Annotated in this window: 18 protein-coding genes; 7 read left to right on the top strand and 11 right to left on the bottom strand. The window is 66.5% G+C overall.

Going from position 1 to position 13035, the window contains the following annotated elements:
* Nucleotides 1-32: 32 nt before the first annotated feature.
* The 4 genes from ACZYY4_RS05675 to ACZYY4_RS05660 are packed head-to-tail and all read right to left on the bottom strand — an operon-like array spanning nucleotide 33 to nucleotide 3903.
* Entirely contained in the window at nucleotides 33-1031 is a 999-nt protein-coding gene (locus tag ACZYY4_RS05675) for an SDR family oxidoreductase (RefSeq protein ID WP_463808571.1), read from the bottom strand.
* Nucleotides 1028-2701, bottom strand: a complete 1674-nt coding sequence (locus ACZYY4_RS05670) for a GMC family oxidoreductase (protein WP_463808569.1) — start codon at nucleotides 2699-2701, stop codon at nucleotides 1028-1030. Before ACZYY4_RS05670 ends, ACZYY4_RS05675 begins: the two co-directional genes overlap by 4 nt.
* Nucleotides 2701-3450 carry a gluconate 2-dehydrogenase subunit 3 family protein gene (locus ACZYY4_RS05665; protein WP_463808568.1) on the bottom strand — a complete coding sequence of 250 codons (750 nt, stop codon included), beginning with the start codon at nucleotides 3448-3450 and terminating at the stop codon, nucleotides 2701-2703. The genes ACZYY4_RS05670 and ACZYY4_RS05665 overlap by 1 nt, the downstream gene beginning before the upstream one ends.
* A gap of 12 nt (nucleotides 3451-3462) precedes the next feature.
* Nucleotides 3463-3903, bottom strand: coding sequence for a hypothetical protein (locus ACZYY4_RS05660; protein WP_463808969.1), 441 nt, complete (start codon nucleotides 3901-3903; stop codon nucleotides 3463-3465).
* Between the two features lie 195 nt (nucleotides 3904-4098).
* Between ACZYY4_RS05660 and ACZYY4_RS05655 the strand changes: the two genes are divergently transcribed.
* From ACZYY4_RS05655 to ACZYY4_RS05645, 3 genes are all read left to right on the top strand, one after another.
* Nucleotides 4099-4332, top strand: coding sequence for a hypothetical protein (locus ACZYY4_RS05655; RefSeq protein WP_463808566.1), 234 nt, complete (start codon nucleotides 4099-4101; stop codon nucleotides 4330-4332).
* 12 nt (nucleotides 4333-4344) lie between these two features.
* Complete coding sequence (locus tag ACZYY4_RS05650; RefSeq protein WP_463809000.1) at nucleotides 4345-4503, top strand: hypothetical protein; 159 nt, start codon at nucleotides 4345-4347, stop codon at nucleotides 4501-4503.
* Between the two features lie 69 nt (nucleotides 4504-4572).
* Complete coding sequence (locus ACZYY4_RS05645; protein WP_463808564.1) at nucleotides 4573-5433, top strand: cyclopropane mycolic acid synthase family methyltransferase; 861 nt, start codon at nucleotides 4573-4575, stop codon at nucleotides 5431-5433.
* 72 nt (nucleotides 5434-5505) lie between these two features.
* Here ACZYY4_RS05645 and ACZYY4_RS05640 read toward each other — a convergent pair whose 3' ends face one another.
* Entirely contained in the window at nucleotides 5506-5679 is a 174-nt protein-coding gene (locus tag ACZYY4_RS05640) for a hypothetical protein (RefSeq protein WP_463808562.1), read from the bottom strand.
* A gap of 47 nt (nucleotides 5680-5726) precedes the next feature.
* A complete protein-coding gene (locus ACZYY4_RS05635) occupies nucleotides 5727-6149 on the bottom strand; it encodes an Hsp20/alpha crystallin family protein (RefSeq protein WP_463808560.1) in 423 nt (140 codons plus the stop codon).
* A 113-nt stretch (nucleotides 6150-6262) separates the two neighbouring features.
* On the opposite strand from ACZYY4_RS05635, the gene ACZYY4_RS05630 reads away from it, so the two are divergent.
* Both ACZYY4_RS05630 and ACZYY4_RS05625 read left to right on the top strand, forming a co-directional pair.
* Complete coding sequence (locus ACZYY4_RS05630) at nucleotides 6263-6655, top strand: MerR family transcriptional regulator (protein WP_463808559.1); 393 nt, start codon at nucleotides 6263-6265, stop codon at nucleotides 6653-6655.
* Nucleotides 6642-6851 carry a hypothetical protein gene (locus tag ACZYY4_RS05625; protein WP_463808558.1) on the top strand — a complete coding sequence of 70 codons (210 nt, stop codon included), beginning with the start codon at nucleotides 6642-6644 and terminating at the stop codon, nucleotides 6849-6851. Before ACZYY4_RS05630 ends, ACZYY4_RS05625 begins: the two co-directional genes overlap by 14 nt.
* 9 nt (nucleotides 6852-6860) lie before the next feature.
* Here the strand turns inward: ACZYY4_RS05625 and ACZYY4_RS05620 are convergent, their stop codons facing one another.
* The 4 genes from ACZYY4_RS05620 to ACZYY4_RS05605 all read right to left on the bottom strand — a co-directional run bounded on the left by ACZYY4_RS05620 (nucleotide 6861) and on the right by ACZYY4_RS05605 (nucleotide 10421).
* The gene (locus ACZYY4_RS05620; RefSeq protein ID WP_463808557.1) at nucleotides 6861-7061 is read right to left on the bottom strand and encodes a CDGSH iron-sulfur domain-containing protein; all 201 of its coding nucleotides are present in this window, start codon (nucleotides 7059-7061) and stop codon (nucleotides 6861-6863) included.
* Nucleotides 7058-7747, bottom strand: coding sequence for a HemK2/MTQ2 family protein methyltransferase (locus tag ACZYY4_RS05615; RefSeq protein WP_463808968.1), 690 nt, complete (start codon nucleotides 7745-7747; stop codon nucleotides 7058-7060). Before ACZYY4_RS05615 ends, ACZYY4_RS05620 begins: the two co-directional genes overlap by 4 nt.
* Before the next feature lie 135 nt (nucleotides 7748-7882).
* Nucleotides 7883-9703 (bottom strand): thiamine pyrophosphate-requiring protein, encoded by a 1821-nt coding sequence (locus ACZYY4_RS05610; protein WP_463808556.1) that lies wholly within the window; start codon nucleotides 9701-9703, stop codon nucleotides 7883-7885.
* Between the two features lie 46 nt (nucleotides 9704-9749).
* On the bottom strand, nucleotides 9750-10421 hold the full coding sequence (locus tag ACZYY4_RS05605; protein WP_463808555.1) for a UdgX family uracil-DNA binding protein: 672 nt from the start codon (nucleotides 10419-10421) through the stop codon (nucleotides 9750-9752).
* 383 nt (nucleotides 10422-10804) lie between these two features.
* Here ACZYY4_RS05605 and ACZYY4_RS05600 point away from each other — a divergent pair, with 383 nt between their 5' ends.
* Nucleotides 10805-11443: a PAS and ANTAR domain-containing protein gene (locus ACZYY4_RS05600; RefSeq protein ID WP_463808553.1), complete on the top strand. Its 639-nt coding sequence runs from the start codon at nucleotides 10805-10807 to the stop codon at nucleotides 11441-11443.
* A gap of 83 nt (nucleotides 11444-11526) precedes the next feature.
* Nucleotides 11527-12273, top strand: coding sequence for an STAS domain-containing protein (locus tag ACZYY4_RS05595; RefSeq protein ID WP_463808551.1), 747 nt, complete (start codon nucleotides 11527-11529; stop codon nucleotides 12271-12273).
* Between the two features lie 31 nt (nucleotides 12274-12304).
* Here the strand turns inward: ACZYY4_RS05595 and ACZYY4_RS05590 are convergent, their stop codons facing one another.
* Nucleotides 12305-13006, bottom strand: coding sequence for a GAF and ANTAR domain-containing protein (locus ACZYY4_RS05590; RefSeq protein WP_463808550.1), 702 nt, complete (start codon nucleotides 13004-13006; stop codon nucleotides 12305-12307).
* Nucleotides 13007-13035 lie beyond the last annotated feature (29 nt).

Raw genomic sequence — 13035 nt, 5'->3', positions numbered from 1 at the left:
TACCCGCCTGGGCGGCTCGGCAACCATCCCGGTCAGCGTCGCCGCGCGGCCAGCACGCCGGCCCCGGCCGCGCCCAGAGCGGTAGCCGCTCCGGCGACCAGCCCCGCGTGCCGGGCCGCCCAGAGCTGCGGGCTGTGGGCGTGGGCAGAGTCGTCGAACTCACCGCGCGCCCCGTGATCGGTGGCGGCGTCCACCGGCTGCCACAGATTGTGCGTCGCCTCCCCGTCGATGTATTCGTCGGTCTGCTGCGAGTCATAACCGGTGCGGGCCAGGTAGCGGTCCAGCAGCGGCGCGGCGAACCGCTGCGCCAGCAAGGTGGCCACGGTGCTCTCCCCGGCCCAATACTGCTTGCGCCGGGGATGATCGGCGGCGCGCAATACCGCTTTGGCCACCAGCTGCGGCTGGTAGATCGGCGGCACCGGCTGCGGGTGGCGGGGCAGCCGGGACAGCACCCAGGAGAACTGCGGAGTGTTGACCGCCGGCATCTGCACGAGCGTGATGTTCACCTTGGAGCCGTCGTGCAGCAGTTCGCAGCGCACCGATTCGGTGAACCCGTTGATGGCGTGCTTGGCCCCGCAGTATGCCGATTGCAGCGGGATCGAACGCTCTCCCAATGCGGAGCCCACCTGCACTATCGCGCCGTGGTCGCGGGGCTTCATCTTCGCCAGCGCCGCCATGGTGCCGTAGACGAAGCCGAGGTAGCAGACTTCGGTGACCCGCTTGAATTCGTCGGGCCCGATCTCGCTGAACGGCGCGAACACCGAGGTGAAGGCGACGTTGATCCAGGTGTCGATCGGCCCGAGTTCGTCCTCGGCGCGGTCGGCGGCGGCCGCCACGGCCGCGTAGTCGGCGACGTCGGTGGGAATCGTCAGCGCAGTTCCACCGGCATCCTCGACATCGCATGCCGCACCCTGTAATCCGGCTTCGCCCCGGGCGAGCAGGGCCACCTTGGCGCCGCGCGCGCCGAACTGCTGCGCGACGGCGCGACCGATCCCGGCGCTGGCGCCGGTGATGACGACAGTCTGGGTCATGACTGAACTCCGTTCTGCAAGACGCGTTTTCCGGCCAGCCGCTCGGCGAGCCGGGAGGCCAGTGCCATGATGGTCAGGGCCGGGTTGGCCGACCCCTGCGTCGGGCACACCGAACCGTCGGCGATGAACAGATTGGGCACCTCCCACACCCGGTGGTCGGCGTCGACGACGGAGTTCTCCGGCGCGGTGCCCATCCGGGCGCCACCGATCAGGTGGGCATAGCGCTGAATGGTCAGCACGTCCTGCGCGCCGGCCGCGTGCAGGATGTCGGTGATCACCCGGGTGGAGTAATCCATGTTCGCCTTGTCGTTGTCACAGCGGGTGTAATCCATCCGGGCCACCGGGATGCCGTAGCAGTCGGTCTCGTCGGCCAGCGTGATCCGGTTGTCGGGCAGTGCCAGCAGTTCGTTGAGCACCCCGATCGTGCTCCAGTGGTTGTAGTCGCGCATGTATTCGCGCAACGCCCGCCCCCAGTGTCCGTCGGCGAGCACGTGCTCGGACCAGCCGATCGGCAGCGGTGAGACGGTCTGGATGGAGAATCCGCGAGCGAACCCGCGGGTGGTGTCGGTCTCGTAGAACTGCTCGCTGCTCACCTGCGGCGGCGGCGCCTTATACATCCGCAGCTCTTCGGGCCATCGGCCCGCGGTCTGCGCGGCGCCTTGGACCATGACGTAGCGGCCGACCTGATCGGTGTTGTTCCCCAGCCCGTGCGGAAACCGGGAACTGGCCGAATTGAGCAGCAGCCGTGGCGTTTCGATGGAATACCCGGCAACCGCGACCACCTTGGCGCGCTGCAGCTGCTCGGTTCCGGCGCTGTCGTGGTACACGACGCCGCGCGCCGCCCCGGAGTCGTCGAGTTCGACGCGGGCGGCCATGCAGTCCGCCCGGATCTCCACACCGTGTGCCAGTGCGTCAGGCAGATGGGTGACGTACGGGCTGGCCTTGGCGTTGACCTTGCAGCCCTGCAGACAGTAGCCGCGGTAAATGCAATGCGGCCGATTCCCGAAGGTGCCGTTGACGATTCCTACCGGCCCTACCCGCATCTCGATCCCCAGATTGCGGGCACCCTCCCACAGCTTGGAGGCGGCTCCCGAGATCGGGTGCGGCGATGACGGGTAGCGGTGCGGATAACCCCACGGCCAGTTCTGTCCCGCCACCGGCAGCTCGGCCTCCAGCACTTCGTAGTGACGCCGGATGTCCTCATAGTCGATCGGCCAGTCCGCCCCGACACCGTCGGTGCTGCGGGTGCGCAGATCGCTGGGGTGAAACCGCGGGCAGTAGCCGGCGTAGTGCACCATCGAGCCGCCCACACCGCGGCCGGAATTGTTCTTGCCCAACTCGATCGGGTCGCCGCCGCCGATGATGCGCTTCTGCGTCCAGTACAGCGGGTGCGATCCGGCTTCGTCGGAGACCCAGTCTTCGTCGGGATGCCAGAACGGGCCCGCCTCGATGATCACGATGCGCCACCCGGCCCGCGCCAGCCGTTGCGCCAGCACCGATCCGCCGGCGCCCGCACCGACGATCACCAGGTCGACCTCGTCGTCGGTGGCATACCGGCGCATCGTCTTCTCGCCCGGCAGGTCCCGCGCGTGCACGTCGAGCAGGAATCGCGAGTCGTTGTCGGGTGGGCCCAGCGATCCCTTGAGCAGGCCGCGCCAGAAATCGCCCACTACGAGCCCTCTTCTTCCCGCACCAGTTCCACCGGATCCTTGTCGATGGCGCCGCGGGTTTCGAACGGCTCGCGCACCGCCCCCGGCCCGCTCGGCCCACCCAGCCGCATGAAGCCGCGCGGGTACGCCGGTCCGCCGAACCCGATCTCGTTCCACGCCCACGGGTGCGAGTAGAACGCCGACAGCGTCATCCGCATGCACACCGACCAGGCCCGGCTCTGGTTCAGCTGCGACCAGCTGCCGCCGTGCAGCCAGCCCTTCGAGAAGTGATCGACCAACGCCAGCTGGGTGGGGACCTCCGCGTCGGCGAACGACGCCCTGCCGTAGCGCTCTCGGGCGGCCTCGTCCAGGCCTTTGAGCACCAGCCGCCAGGTGTCGCGGTCATCGGGCATGTCGGCGTACTGGTAGCCGTCGAGCCGCCCATCGGCCAGCTTGGCGTCGACGAACTCGGCCACCGGCACCCGCGGTTCGTGGTCTTGGGCCAGCACGATGTCACAGAAGGCCCGCAGTGTCGGCTCCTCGCCGGCGGTGAAGAACCGCAGCGGCCCCGGCGGCTCCAGCCGGGCCAGCACCACCTTTCTGGTGGCCTCGTCCCAGCTGTCTGTCGACTCGAGCACGTCGAAATCCGGGTAACGCCCGATCATCTGCGGTGTGGTGCCGCGACGTTGCCGCGGTAGCCACGACGGGTGCGGGGGCTGGCGATCGGCCCGCAGGTTCGGCAGGTGGTCGGGGCGGGAGGTGTCGGCCATGATGCCGGCACCTCAGCGTTCGCGGCGCAGCACCGCGGCCAACAAGCCCATCCCACCGACCATCGCCATCAGGCCGGGCGCAGCAATCGGCGGACCCATCGGAACGTTGTAGGACGCGTTCTTCCAGCCGCCGGGTTTGCGAGCCACCCCGCGGGCATGCAGGTACTCGCCCAACAGACCGTTGGCGGCGTATACGCCCGCGGTCAGCGGCAGCCAGCGTTTGGCCCAGCGGCGGGAGAACACCCCGGCGACACCGGCGATCACCACCGGGGGCGTGACCAGGACCGGGCTCCACATCCACTTGTTGCCGAAGCCGGCCTTGTAGTGCTCGAGATAGATCTCGGCGGTCGTCACTACCGCGGCGACCGCGGTCAACCCAGACAGTGACCGCTCGAACCGCCCGTGCGCGATGTTGCGCAACATGCGGTCGATGATCTCTTCGGCTTCGCCCATCCACTCCGCGTGACTGCCCGGCCGCGATTCGGCTTCGCCGGTGCCCAGCAACATCATCTGTGCACTCCATTCATCGATGTCCGCCGATTCCCGGCAGTACCCCGCTACTACAGGCACCAAACATCCCCGCGCATCGCCAGGTTTCGCGCGCAACAGAAGGGGGAATTGATCGGAGTACAGGCGAATGGAGGACGGATGCGGATCGGTGGTTTGGCCGGTGCGATCGTGCTGATTTGGCTGCTTTTCGGTGTTTTCGCCGCGTGGCAGCGCGACTACTTTCATGGGGGTCAAACCAGCTGTGCGACGGCCGGAACCATCGCCGCCACCACACTGGTCGGGCCACTGAACTATCTCGGATTCAATCCGGTTGTCTCGGATTGTCATTTACCGCAACCCTCTTCGCTGGGTTCAGTTGTTTTGATCGTCTAACAGAAGGGATTGGTGATGATCGCGCTCGGAGTGATTTTGCTGATTTTGGGGTTCGTTCTCGGGATCAACGTGTTGTGGACCATCGGAATCATCCTGCTGGTGGTCGGCGCTGTGCTGTGGATTCTCGGCGCGGTCGGTCGCCCCGTCGCAGGCCGGCGCTACTGGTATTGACCGCCGGCACGTCGTGTCCTGACAACGCCGAGGCGGAGTCCGCGGAGGCCGGTGTAACGTGAGAGATCGATGTCTGAGTTGGAGCCCAAGTACGCTGAACTGCAGTCGATCTACGACATCTCGAATGAGTTCTTCGAGCTGTTCCTAGGTCCGACAATGGGCTATACCTGCGGGTATTACCGGCGTCCGGAAAGCACTCGCGACGAAGCGCAGAACGCCAAATTCGACCTCGCCCTGGGCAAGCTCGGTCTGGAGCCGGGCATGACACTGCTCGATATCGGCTGCGGCTGGGGCGGCGGTATGCAGCGCGCTCTCGAAGAATTCGATGTCAACGTCATCGGGCTGACGCTCAGTGAGCGACAACGCGAATACGCCATCGCCAGGCTGGCCGACGTTCCCACCGGTCGGACCGCGCAGGTGCGTTTGCAGGGCTGGGAAGAGTTCGATGAGCAGGTGGATCGCATCGTGTCGATCGGCGCCTTCGAGCACTTCGGCCACGAGCGCTACCCCGATTTTTTCGACATGGCCTACCGCGCCTTACCGACCGACGGGGTGATGCTGCTGCACACCATCACCGCCATTACCCAGGACGACGCCCAGCGGTTGGGCCTTCCACTGACCATGAACATGGTTCGGTTCAACAAGTTCGTCATGACCGAGATCTTCCCCGGCGGCCGGCTGCCGACGGTGTCCATGGTCGCCGATGGTGCAACGGTGGCCGGATTCACCGTCAGCCGCATCCACGAGATCGGGCCCAACTACGTTCGGACCCTGCAGGACTGGGCCGCTGCGCTGACAGCCAACAAAGACCGGGCGATCGCCGCCCAGTCCCAGGCGGTCTACGACCGCTACGACCGGTACCTCAACGGCTGCGTGAAGCTGTTCCGAGACGGCTACACCAGCGTCCACCAGTACACACTGCACAAGTGACGTTGCCGGCAGAGCCCGCCGCGGCGCAGCTTGTCATATGCGCTCAGCATTTGCTGTAGCTGTGCCTCTGCATCATCGAGTAATCCTGGTGTGCGAGCTTCGGGGTCGGGGCCGGGTGACGGGCATTTCGGTGCGCACCGCGTCGTAGTGCTCCGGGATCGTGGCGGTCAACATTGGCACCCATTCGCCGCGCACAATGCATTCCGCCTCGTTCAGCACCTCTACGGTCAAAGTGTCGGTGGTCATCGCCCTCACCTCCTTCACCATGCAGGCCGCCTCCCGGCCCCTCGCAATCAGGCGTTGATGGCCCGCTCGCCGTGTCCACTGGCGACCTTGATCCGGCGCGGTTTTGCCTTCTCCGCAACCGGAATGGTCAGCCGAAGCACCCCGTCCTGGTAGCTGGCCTGGATCTGCTCCGCGTCGAGGTTGTCGCCCAGAAACAACTGGCGGCTGAACACTCCGCGCGGCCGTTCCGCCGATACCATCTCGCGGTTCTGATCAAGGCCGGGCCGCTCGGCATGCACGGTCAGCACGTTGCGTTCGACATCGAGGTCCAGGGAGTCTTCCCTCGCTCCCGGCAGGTCGAACTCGACGATGAACTGATCACCCTCGCGCCAGGCGTCCATGGGCATGACCGCCGGCCGAGCCGTGGTTCCCAGGACCTGCTGAGTCCAGCGGTCGAGATCACGAAACGGATCGGTACGCATCAACATCATCTCCACCTCCTCCATTTACGGCAGATCATCTATGTCCGCCGTCATAGATTTCTATATATCATCGAGAGTAGGTTCGTGCAAGAGGATTTTTCGACGAGTGGAAGCGACGTGCGGTGGCCGAAGACGTGAATGCCCGATCCGAGCTCGGGGTATACAGCATTTCCGTGGCTGCAGAGTTGTCCGGCATCGGTCCCCAGACGCTACGGCTCTACGAGCGGCGCGGCCTGCTCACTCCGGCGCGCACCGCAGGCGGGACACGCCGCTACAGCGATGACGACCTGGCGCGGCTGCAGCGGATCATGGAGTTGGTCGCCGGCGGGATCAACGTGGCCGGTATCGGGGAGATCCTCGGCCTGGAAGCCCGCAACGCCCGACTGGAGTCGGACAACACCAGGCTGGAGTCGGACAACAATCGACTGAAGTCGGACTATGCCCTGCTCGTCGCCCGCCGGGCTGAACGATCAGGCCGTGGCCGAAACGAAAGGGGTCATGATGACGAACGCTGAAGGACTGCCGCCGACCGGAGACGTTCCGGAGGCAGATCTCGCCGAACAGCGAATGGCGGCCGACCCGACCGACGAGGACGAAGGCCTGAACCCGGCCTACCCCGAAAACGCCGGCGACATCGACGCCAATCCGGCCGACGTGATCGACCAATCGATCAACGTCCCGCTTCCCAGCGACGACTACCAGGACCGATAGCCGGCCCGCTCAGCCGCGGTGGGAGGTATCGCGTCGCCGGTGGCTGGTGTCGCACAGCGGGTAGTTGCGGCTGCGCCCGCAGGCACAGATCGCCACCATGAACCGGTCCGATTCGACGACGCCCTCGGGTGTCTCGATGCGGACCGGTCCGGCGACCAGCACCGGGCCGTTGCGGACCGGTTGCACCAGCCGGTGCTGGGGCTCGGTCATGGCTTGTCCGCCCGGATCACTACCAATTGCTCCTCGCGGCAGCCGCGGGGCATCCGCCCGGTTCGCTCCAGCCAGTCCGCCTGCGCCGAGAACACCGGGCCGAACGGAATCCACTGGGAAGCCACGACGGCGGCATCCAACCCACTGTCCCGCAACAGCTTCAACGACCGGCCGGTATCCGCCAGCGCCGATTGGACCAGCAGCACCGACCCGCCGCTGCGCAACAGCGACGCGGCCGACCGGCACAGCGGATCAAGCACGATCCGGCCGTCGACGCCACCGTTCCACGACAACTCCGGACCGCCCGCCACCGGGATCGAGCCGCCGCCGTGGCGCGGGCTGGGCACGTAGGGCGGATTCGACACGATCAGGTCGAACGGCTCGCAGGCCAGCGCGCCGGTCCACGACGCGTGCCGGATCTCCACATCGACCCCGGCCGCGTGCGCGTTGTCCCGCGAGAAGCGCACCGCCCGCGGACAGATGTCGAAAGCGGTGACGCTGCCGGCGCCCATCTCCGCCGCCGCGATCGCCACCACCCCGGACCCGGTGCACAGATCGAGCACCCGGCGCCGGCGGGCCAACCCGGAGGATTCCATGGCGTCGATCAGCAGATATGAATCATGCTGCGGCACATAGACCCCGGCAGGGGTCAGCGACTCGGGCCCAGCGGGACACGTGGCGGCGATGGGGTTCACCTAGCCGGGTTACCCAGCCACAGGCGCGGACAAACGCCACTGATCAGTCGCGCCACCACGAAGCGGACACCGGGTCAGGCCGGGATCTGCTCGGTGCGGCAATGGCCGATCAAAGGCCGAGCAAACTCACTCGTCGTCTTTGTCGCGCAGGTCGCGCACCGCCTGCTTCGCCGATTCGGTGAACTCGTGCATCTTCTGCTTCGCGCCCTTGGTGGCGATGCTGACCCGATCCGGATCCTTGATCATCGCCTTGGCGGTATTCTTCGCCACGTCCATCCGAATCTGCGGTGGCACCGGCGGAATGTCGGGGTCGACCACCACTTCCAGCACTACCGGACCCGACGCCGCCAGCGCCTGCTCCCAGGCGTTCCCGATATCCTTCGGGTCGTCACAGCGGATGCCGGTCAGGCCGAGCAACTTGGCGAACTCGGCGTACGGCACATCCGGAATACGCTGCGTTCCCTCGAATTTTGCTTCTCCGGCCATCGCCCGCTGCTCGAAGGTGACCTGGTTGAGATCCTGGTTGTTGAACACACAGAAGATCAACGGGCCCTTCGACAGCCGCTCTTTGTATCGCTTGACGGTGATCATCTCGGCCATCCCGTTCATCTGGAAGACCCCGTCCCCGACCAGGGCGATCACCGGTCGGCCCGGATGCGCCAGCTTGGCGGCGATCGCATACGGCGTTCCCGGACCCATCGTGGCCAGATTGCCTGCCAGCGAAGCGGCCATTCCCGGCCGCAGCTGCAGATGCCGCGCCCACCAGTTGGCCACCGAGCCGGCATCGGTGGTGATGACGGCGTTGTCGGGTAGCCGCTTGGAAAGCTCATGCACCACCAGCTCGGGGTTGAGCGGGGTGGCCTTGTCGTGGGCCCGCTTGTCGAGCACCCGCCACCACTCCTGCACTTCGCTTTCGATCTTGCGCCGCCAGGACCGGTCTTCTTTGTGTTTGAGCAGCGGAATCAGCTCTTGCAGAGTGTCTTTGGAGTCACCGATCAAATTGGCGTCCATCGGATACCGGACGCCGATCATCCGGCCGTCGTGGTTGATCTCCACCCCGCGGCACTGCCCTTCTTTGGGCAACCATTCGGAGTAGGGGAAGCTGGACCCGATCATGAAGAGGGTGTCGGCGCCGGACATCATCGCTTCGCTGGCGGTTGAGCCGAGCAGCCCGATCGGACCGGTGACATAGGGCAGGTCGTCGGGCAGCGATGCCCGCCCCAGTGCGGTCTTGGCGACACCGGCGCCGAGCAAGTCGGCCACCTGCACCACTTCGTCGGCAGCATCGGCGGCACCCGCCCCGATCAGGATCGCGACCTTCTTGGCATCGTTGAGGATGTCGGCGGCCTTCTGCATTTCCGGTAGCGCCGGAAGCATTCGTGGTTTGGACCAGCCGACACTGCTGAACACCGCGCCGTGCACCCGCGGCGGCGACGGCACGGCATCCTCTTCGGCCACGTCCTCGGGCAGGATGATGGTGGCCACCGTCCGATTGGTCAACGCCACTTTGCACGCCCGGTCGACCAGATGCCGTGCTTGCACCGGCGACATGCAGGTTTGCACGAAGTCCGACGAGACGTCCTTGTACAGCGACATCGGGTCGATCTCCTGTTGAAAGGCCGCACCGAGCGACATCCGCTTCTGCTGACCGACGATCGCGACCACCGGCTGATGGTCCAGTTTGGCGTCGTAAAGCCCGTTGAGCAGGTGGATGGCCCCGCCGCCGGAGGTGGCCAGGCAGCAGCCGAGCTCACCGGTGAATTTGGCGTGCCCGGTCGCCATGAACGCCGCCATCTCTTCGTGGCGGGGCTGAATCAGCTCTGGGTTGCCATCGGCACGGTCCAGTGCGCCCAGCATGGACAGGATGCCGTCGCCCGGATACCCGAAGATCCGGCGCACCCCCCACTGACGGAGCCTGTCCAGGATGAAGTCCGCGGTTTTCGGCATTAGCCACTCCCTTCGACACGCACACGGTTACCCGCAACCGGCCCGGTCAAACGGTGCGGTGAACGCCGGGAGCGTCGGTCAGGGCGTCACGCGCCACCTGCAGGTCGGCGACGAACTCCCGGTAGGTCTCATCGCGCCGGTCACTGCGGTCACGCAGCACCGCCGAGGGATGCACGGTCGCCAGCACCCGTGGCCGATGGCCCGATCCCCCCGGCAGGCTCGACAGCTCCCCTCGCCCGGTGGAAACCCGGAACGCAGCGCCCAGCAACGACTGGGCGGCGGTCGCGCCCAGACAGATCACCAGTTGCGGCCGCACCGCGTCGATCTCGGCGATCAGCCACGGCCGGCATGCCACCACCTCGGTGCGGCCGGGCTTCTGATGGATCCGGCGCTTGCCCTCCCGGCGGGTGAACTTGAAATGCTTGACCGCGTTGGTCGCATAGATCAGTTCCGGGTCGATGCCCGCGTCGTGTAGCGCACGGTCCAGCAGCCGGCCGGCCGGACCGACGAACGGATGGCCCTCACGGTCCTCGTGATCGCCCGGCTGCTCACCGACCAACATCAGCGGTGCGCGGCGGCGGCCCTCGCCGAAGACGGTCTGGGTGGCGTTGCGGTACAGCTCGCAACCATGACACCGCGCGGCCGCCTCCCGCAGCGCGCCCAAGGCCCGGCTGTCGGGTAGGTAGCGCTGCGCGCCGGGCGCTTTCGCCGTTGCCATGGCACTCACGCCGCCGGCTGAAACATCACCCAAGACAACGCATAACCCGAGGTCGTCATGGGGCAGGCATACCCGTCGTGGCGTTGGCTAATCGTGGCCGGGGATCGGTCCACTCGGCTGGAACCAGCACCGCGCTCACCCCGAGGCGCCGGCGGAGACACACTCGGCGAAAAACAGACGTGTTTCAGTTGCGCGGTGTCCCAAAATTGTGGATGCTTACGCAAGCTCGGGCGTTCAGCAGACAGCGCCGGTCAGGACGTCCTTGCATGCCCTCATGTGATTCCCGACCGCGGTTTGCCCGCCGGCCGTTGGAATCAGCTCATACTGTTTGGGTACGAGAAGGCGGGTACACGGTGGTCGGGGACGTCAATGCTCAATTTGCGATGCCGGTAGGCGACGATGCCGAGGTCCACAGTGACCTCGACCTCGTCGTGGGGCACGGCGAGCCGCAGCGGGTCGGCCGGTTCCGGTACTGGCTCGGCGAGCAGCGCTGGGAGTGGTCGGACACCGTAGCCCGCATGCACGGCTACGAGCCGGGCACGGTTGAGCCCAACACCGAGTTGCTGCTGCAGCACAAGCATCCCGAGGACCGCCCCCAGGTCGCCGAGGTGCTGGAGCGCGTCATGCAGGGCGAGCCCTTCAGCAGCCGGCACCGGATCATCGACACCGCCGGGCAGGTGCACTGGGTGATCGTGGTCGGCGACCGGATGGTCGACGACAACGACGTGGTAGTCGGCACCGCCGGCTTCTATGTCGACGTCACCGATGTGCTGCAGGCCGATGTCAGCGCCGCGGTCTCCGAGGTGACCGAGTCCCGAGCGGTGATCGAACAGGCCAAGGGGGTGCTGATGATCGCGTACGGCATCTCCGCCGAGCGGGCATTCGACATCCTGGTGTGGCGTTCGCAGGAGACCAACATCAAGGTGCGCGACCTGGCGACCCGCTTCATGGACGCTTTCACCGGCAGGCTGCCGACCGGGGTGCTCTCCGACCTGGACCACACCCTTTTGACCGTGACCTGAATCGAGGGCGCTACGCAAGACTTGACACTGCCCCGCTGAGGTTGTCCGCGCGGTCAGGTGGGTAGCCACCTGAAGTGGTACGAGTGATAGCAGCCGATTCCGGCCCCCTGGATGCGGCCGGCGTGTGTCTGCTGCACGCCACCGGCAGGCTGGACAGCTGCACTTACCTCGAAGTTCGTGACAGCGTGATCAAGGCGGCGCTGGACGAACCGCAGGCCGTCCTGGTCGACGTCAGCGGCCTGGAAGTGCCTGCGCCTTCGGCATGGTCGGTCTTCACCAGCGCCCGTTGGCAGGTGAGCACCTGGCCTGATGTCCCGATCCGGCTGATATGTCCCCGATCGGACGTGGCTGCGCAGATCGACCGCACCGGCGTGACCCGCTCCGTTCCGGTGCATGCCGATGTCGAGAGCGCGTTGGCGGCGCTGCGGCACGACAAGCAGCCGCCCCGCCGACGGGTCCGGATCGAGTTGCCGCGTCACTTGAGCAGTCTGCGCGACTCCCGCAACTTCGTGACCGAGTGGCTGACCAACTGGTCGCAGTCCCAGCTGATCCCGACCACCAAGGTGATCGTCGACGTGTTGGTGGAGAATGTGCTGCGCCACACCGAAAGCCGACCGCTGGTCCTACTGGAACGCGCTGACACCGCGGTCACCATCGCGGTCCAGGACACCAACGGCACCCCCGCGGTGCTCCGCGAAGATGCTGACGGTGGCGCCAGCCAGGCGTCCGGCCTGGCTGTGCTCGGGGCGCTGTGCCGCACGTGGGGCAGCAGCCCCACCGCGACCGGCAAGACGGTGTGGGCTGTGGTCGGAACGGAGAACCGGCTTTAGCGTGGTTCGGCTTGCCTGCACCGGGCTTCTTTCACTGCCCGCCACCTCGCCGGCCGACCACCTGCTGCGCCACCTCGGCCAACTGGGTGTTCGTGGTCTGCGACAGCCGCTTGAGCAGTTCGAAAGCCTGCACCGCATCGATGTCGAACCGTTCCATGAACATCCCCTTGGCCTGCCCGATGACATCGCGGGAGGCAAGTGCACTTCGGAACTGCTCGTCGCGGCGCACCATGTGCCAGGCCAGCGCGGCGTGGGTGGCCAGGGCCAGACCCAACTCCACCGCCTCGTCGTCGAAGGCGTTCGGGGTCTCGGCGTAGAAGTTCAGAGCTCCGGTAGACCCCTGACCGGTGAACAACTCGAACGCCACGATGGATCGGATGGGCGTGGTCGACGCGACCTCGCCGCAGTACGAGGGCCAGCGCTGCTCGCTGCCGATGTCGTCGAGGCGAACGACATGATGCTTCCACGCCGCGGTCAGGCACGGCCCCTCCCGGCGGCGGCGCTGAATGTCGTCGAGCAGGACGGGATAGGCGTCGCTCGCCGCCAGCGTCTGCACATCCCCTTCCGACGTGGCGACCGTGACGCCGGCGTGCTGGGCGCAGGGCATGTGACCGAGCAGATTCGCGACCAACTCGTCTAACGCACCGTCTACATCGACACGGGGACGACGGTCCAATGTACGGACCAAATCAGCCACATCCCGCATCAGATCATTGCGGTCCGTCACCGCCATCTCATTGCTCCGTCCAACAACGCGGCGAT

Source organism: Mycobacterium sp. IDUB_21 (assembly GCF_055419425.1).
Note: the sequence above shows the minus strand (reverse complement) of the source record. Positions and strands in the feature narration are given on the sequence as shown.

What these genes read in the sequence shown, in the direction of transcription:
- ACZYY4_RS05645 (WP_463808564.1), top strand. Translation starts at nt 4,573, where the DNA reads ATGTCTGAGTTGGAGCCCAAGTACGCTGAACTGCAGTCGATCTACGAC.
- ACZYY4_RS05620 (WP_463808557.1), bottom strand. Translation starts at nt 7,061, where the DNA reads ATGACCGAGCCCCAGCACCGGCTGGTGCAACCGGTCCGCAACGGCCCG.
- ACZYY4_RS05590 (WP_463808550.1), bottom strand. Translation starts at nt 13,006, where the DNA reads ATGGCGGTGACGGACCGCAATGATCTGATGCGGGATGTGGCTGATTTG.
- ACZYY4_RS05635 (WP_463808560.1), bottom strand. Translation starts at nt 6,149, where the DNA reads ATGATGTTGATGCGTACCGATCCGTTTCGTGATCTCGACCGCTGGACT.
- ACZYY4_RS05600 (WP_463808553.1), top strand. Translation starts at nt 10,805, where the DNA reads ATGCCGGTAGGCGACGATGCCGAGGTCCACAGTGACCTCGACCTCGTC.
- ACZYY4_RS05675 (WP_463808571.1), bottom strand. Translation starts at nt 1,031, where the DNA reads ATGACCCAGACTGTCGTCATCACCGGCGCCAGCGCCGGGATCGGTCGC.
- ACZYY4_RS05625 (WP_463808558.1), top strand. Translation starts at nt 6,642, where the DNA reads ATGACGAACGCTGAAGGACTGCCGCCGACCGGAGACGTTCCGGAGGCA.
- ACZYY4_RS05610 (WP_463808556.1), bottom strand. Translation starts at nt 9,703, where the DNA reads ATGCCGAAAACCGCGGACTTCATCCTGGACAGGCTCCGTCAGTGGGGG.
- ACZYY4_RS05655 (WP_463808566.1), top strand. Translation starts at nt 4,099, where the DNA reads ATGCGGATCGGTGGTTTGGCCGGTGCGATCGTGCTGATTTGGCTGCTT.
- ACZYY4_RS05665 (WP_463808568.1), bottom strand. Translation starts at nt 3,450, where the DNA reads ATGGCCGACACCTCCCGCCCCGACCACCTGCCGAACCTGCGGGCCGAT.
- ACZYY4_RS05640 (WP_463808562.1), bottom strand. Translation starts at nt 5,679, where the DNA reads ATGACCACCGACACTTTGACCGTAGAGGTGCTGAACGAGGCGGAATGC.
- ACZYY4_RS05660 (WP_463808969.1), bottom strand. Translation starts at nt 3,903, where the DNA reads ATGGGCGAAGCCGAAGAGATCATCGACCGCATGTTGCGCAACATCGCG.
- ACZYY4_RS05605 (WP_463808555.1), bottom strand. Translation starts at nt 10,421, where the DNA reads ATGGCAACGGCGAAAGCGCCCGGCGCGCAGCGCTACCTACCCGACAGC.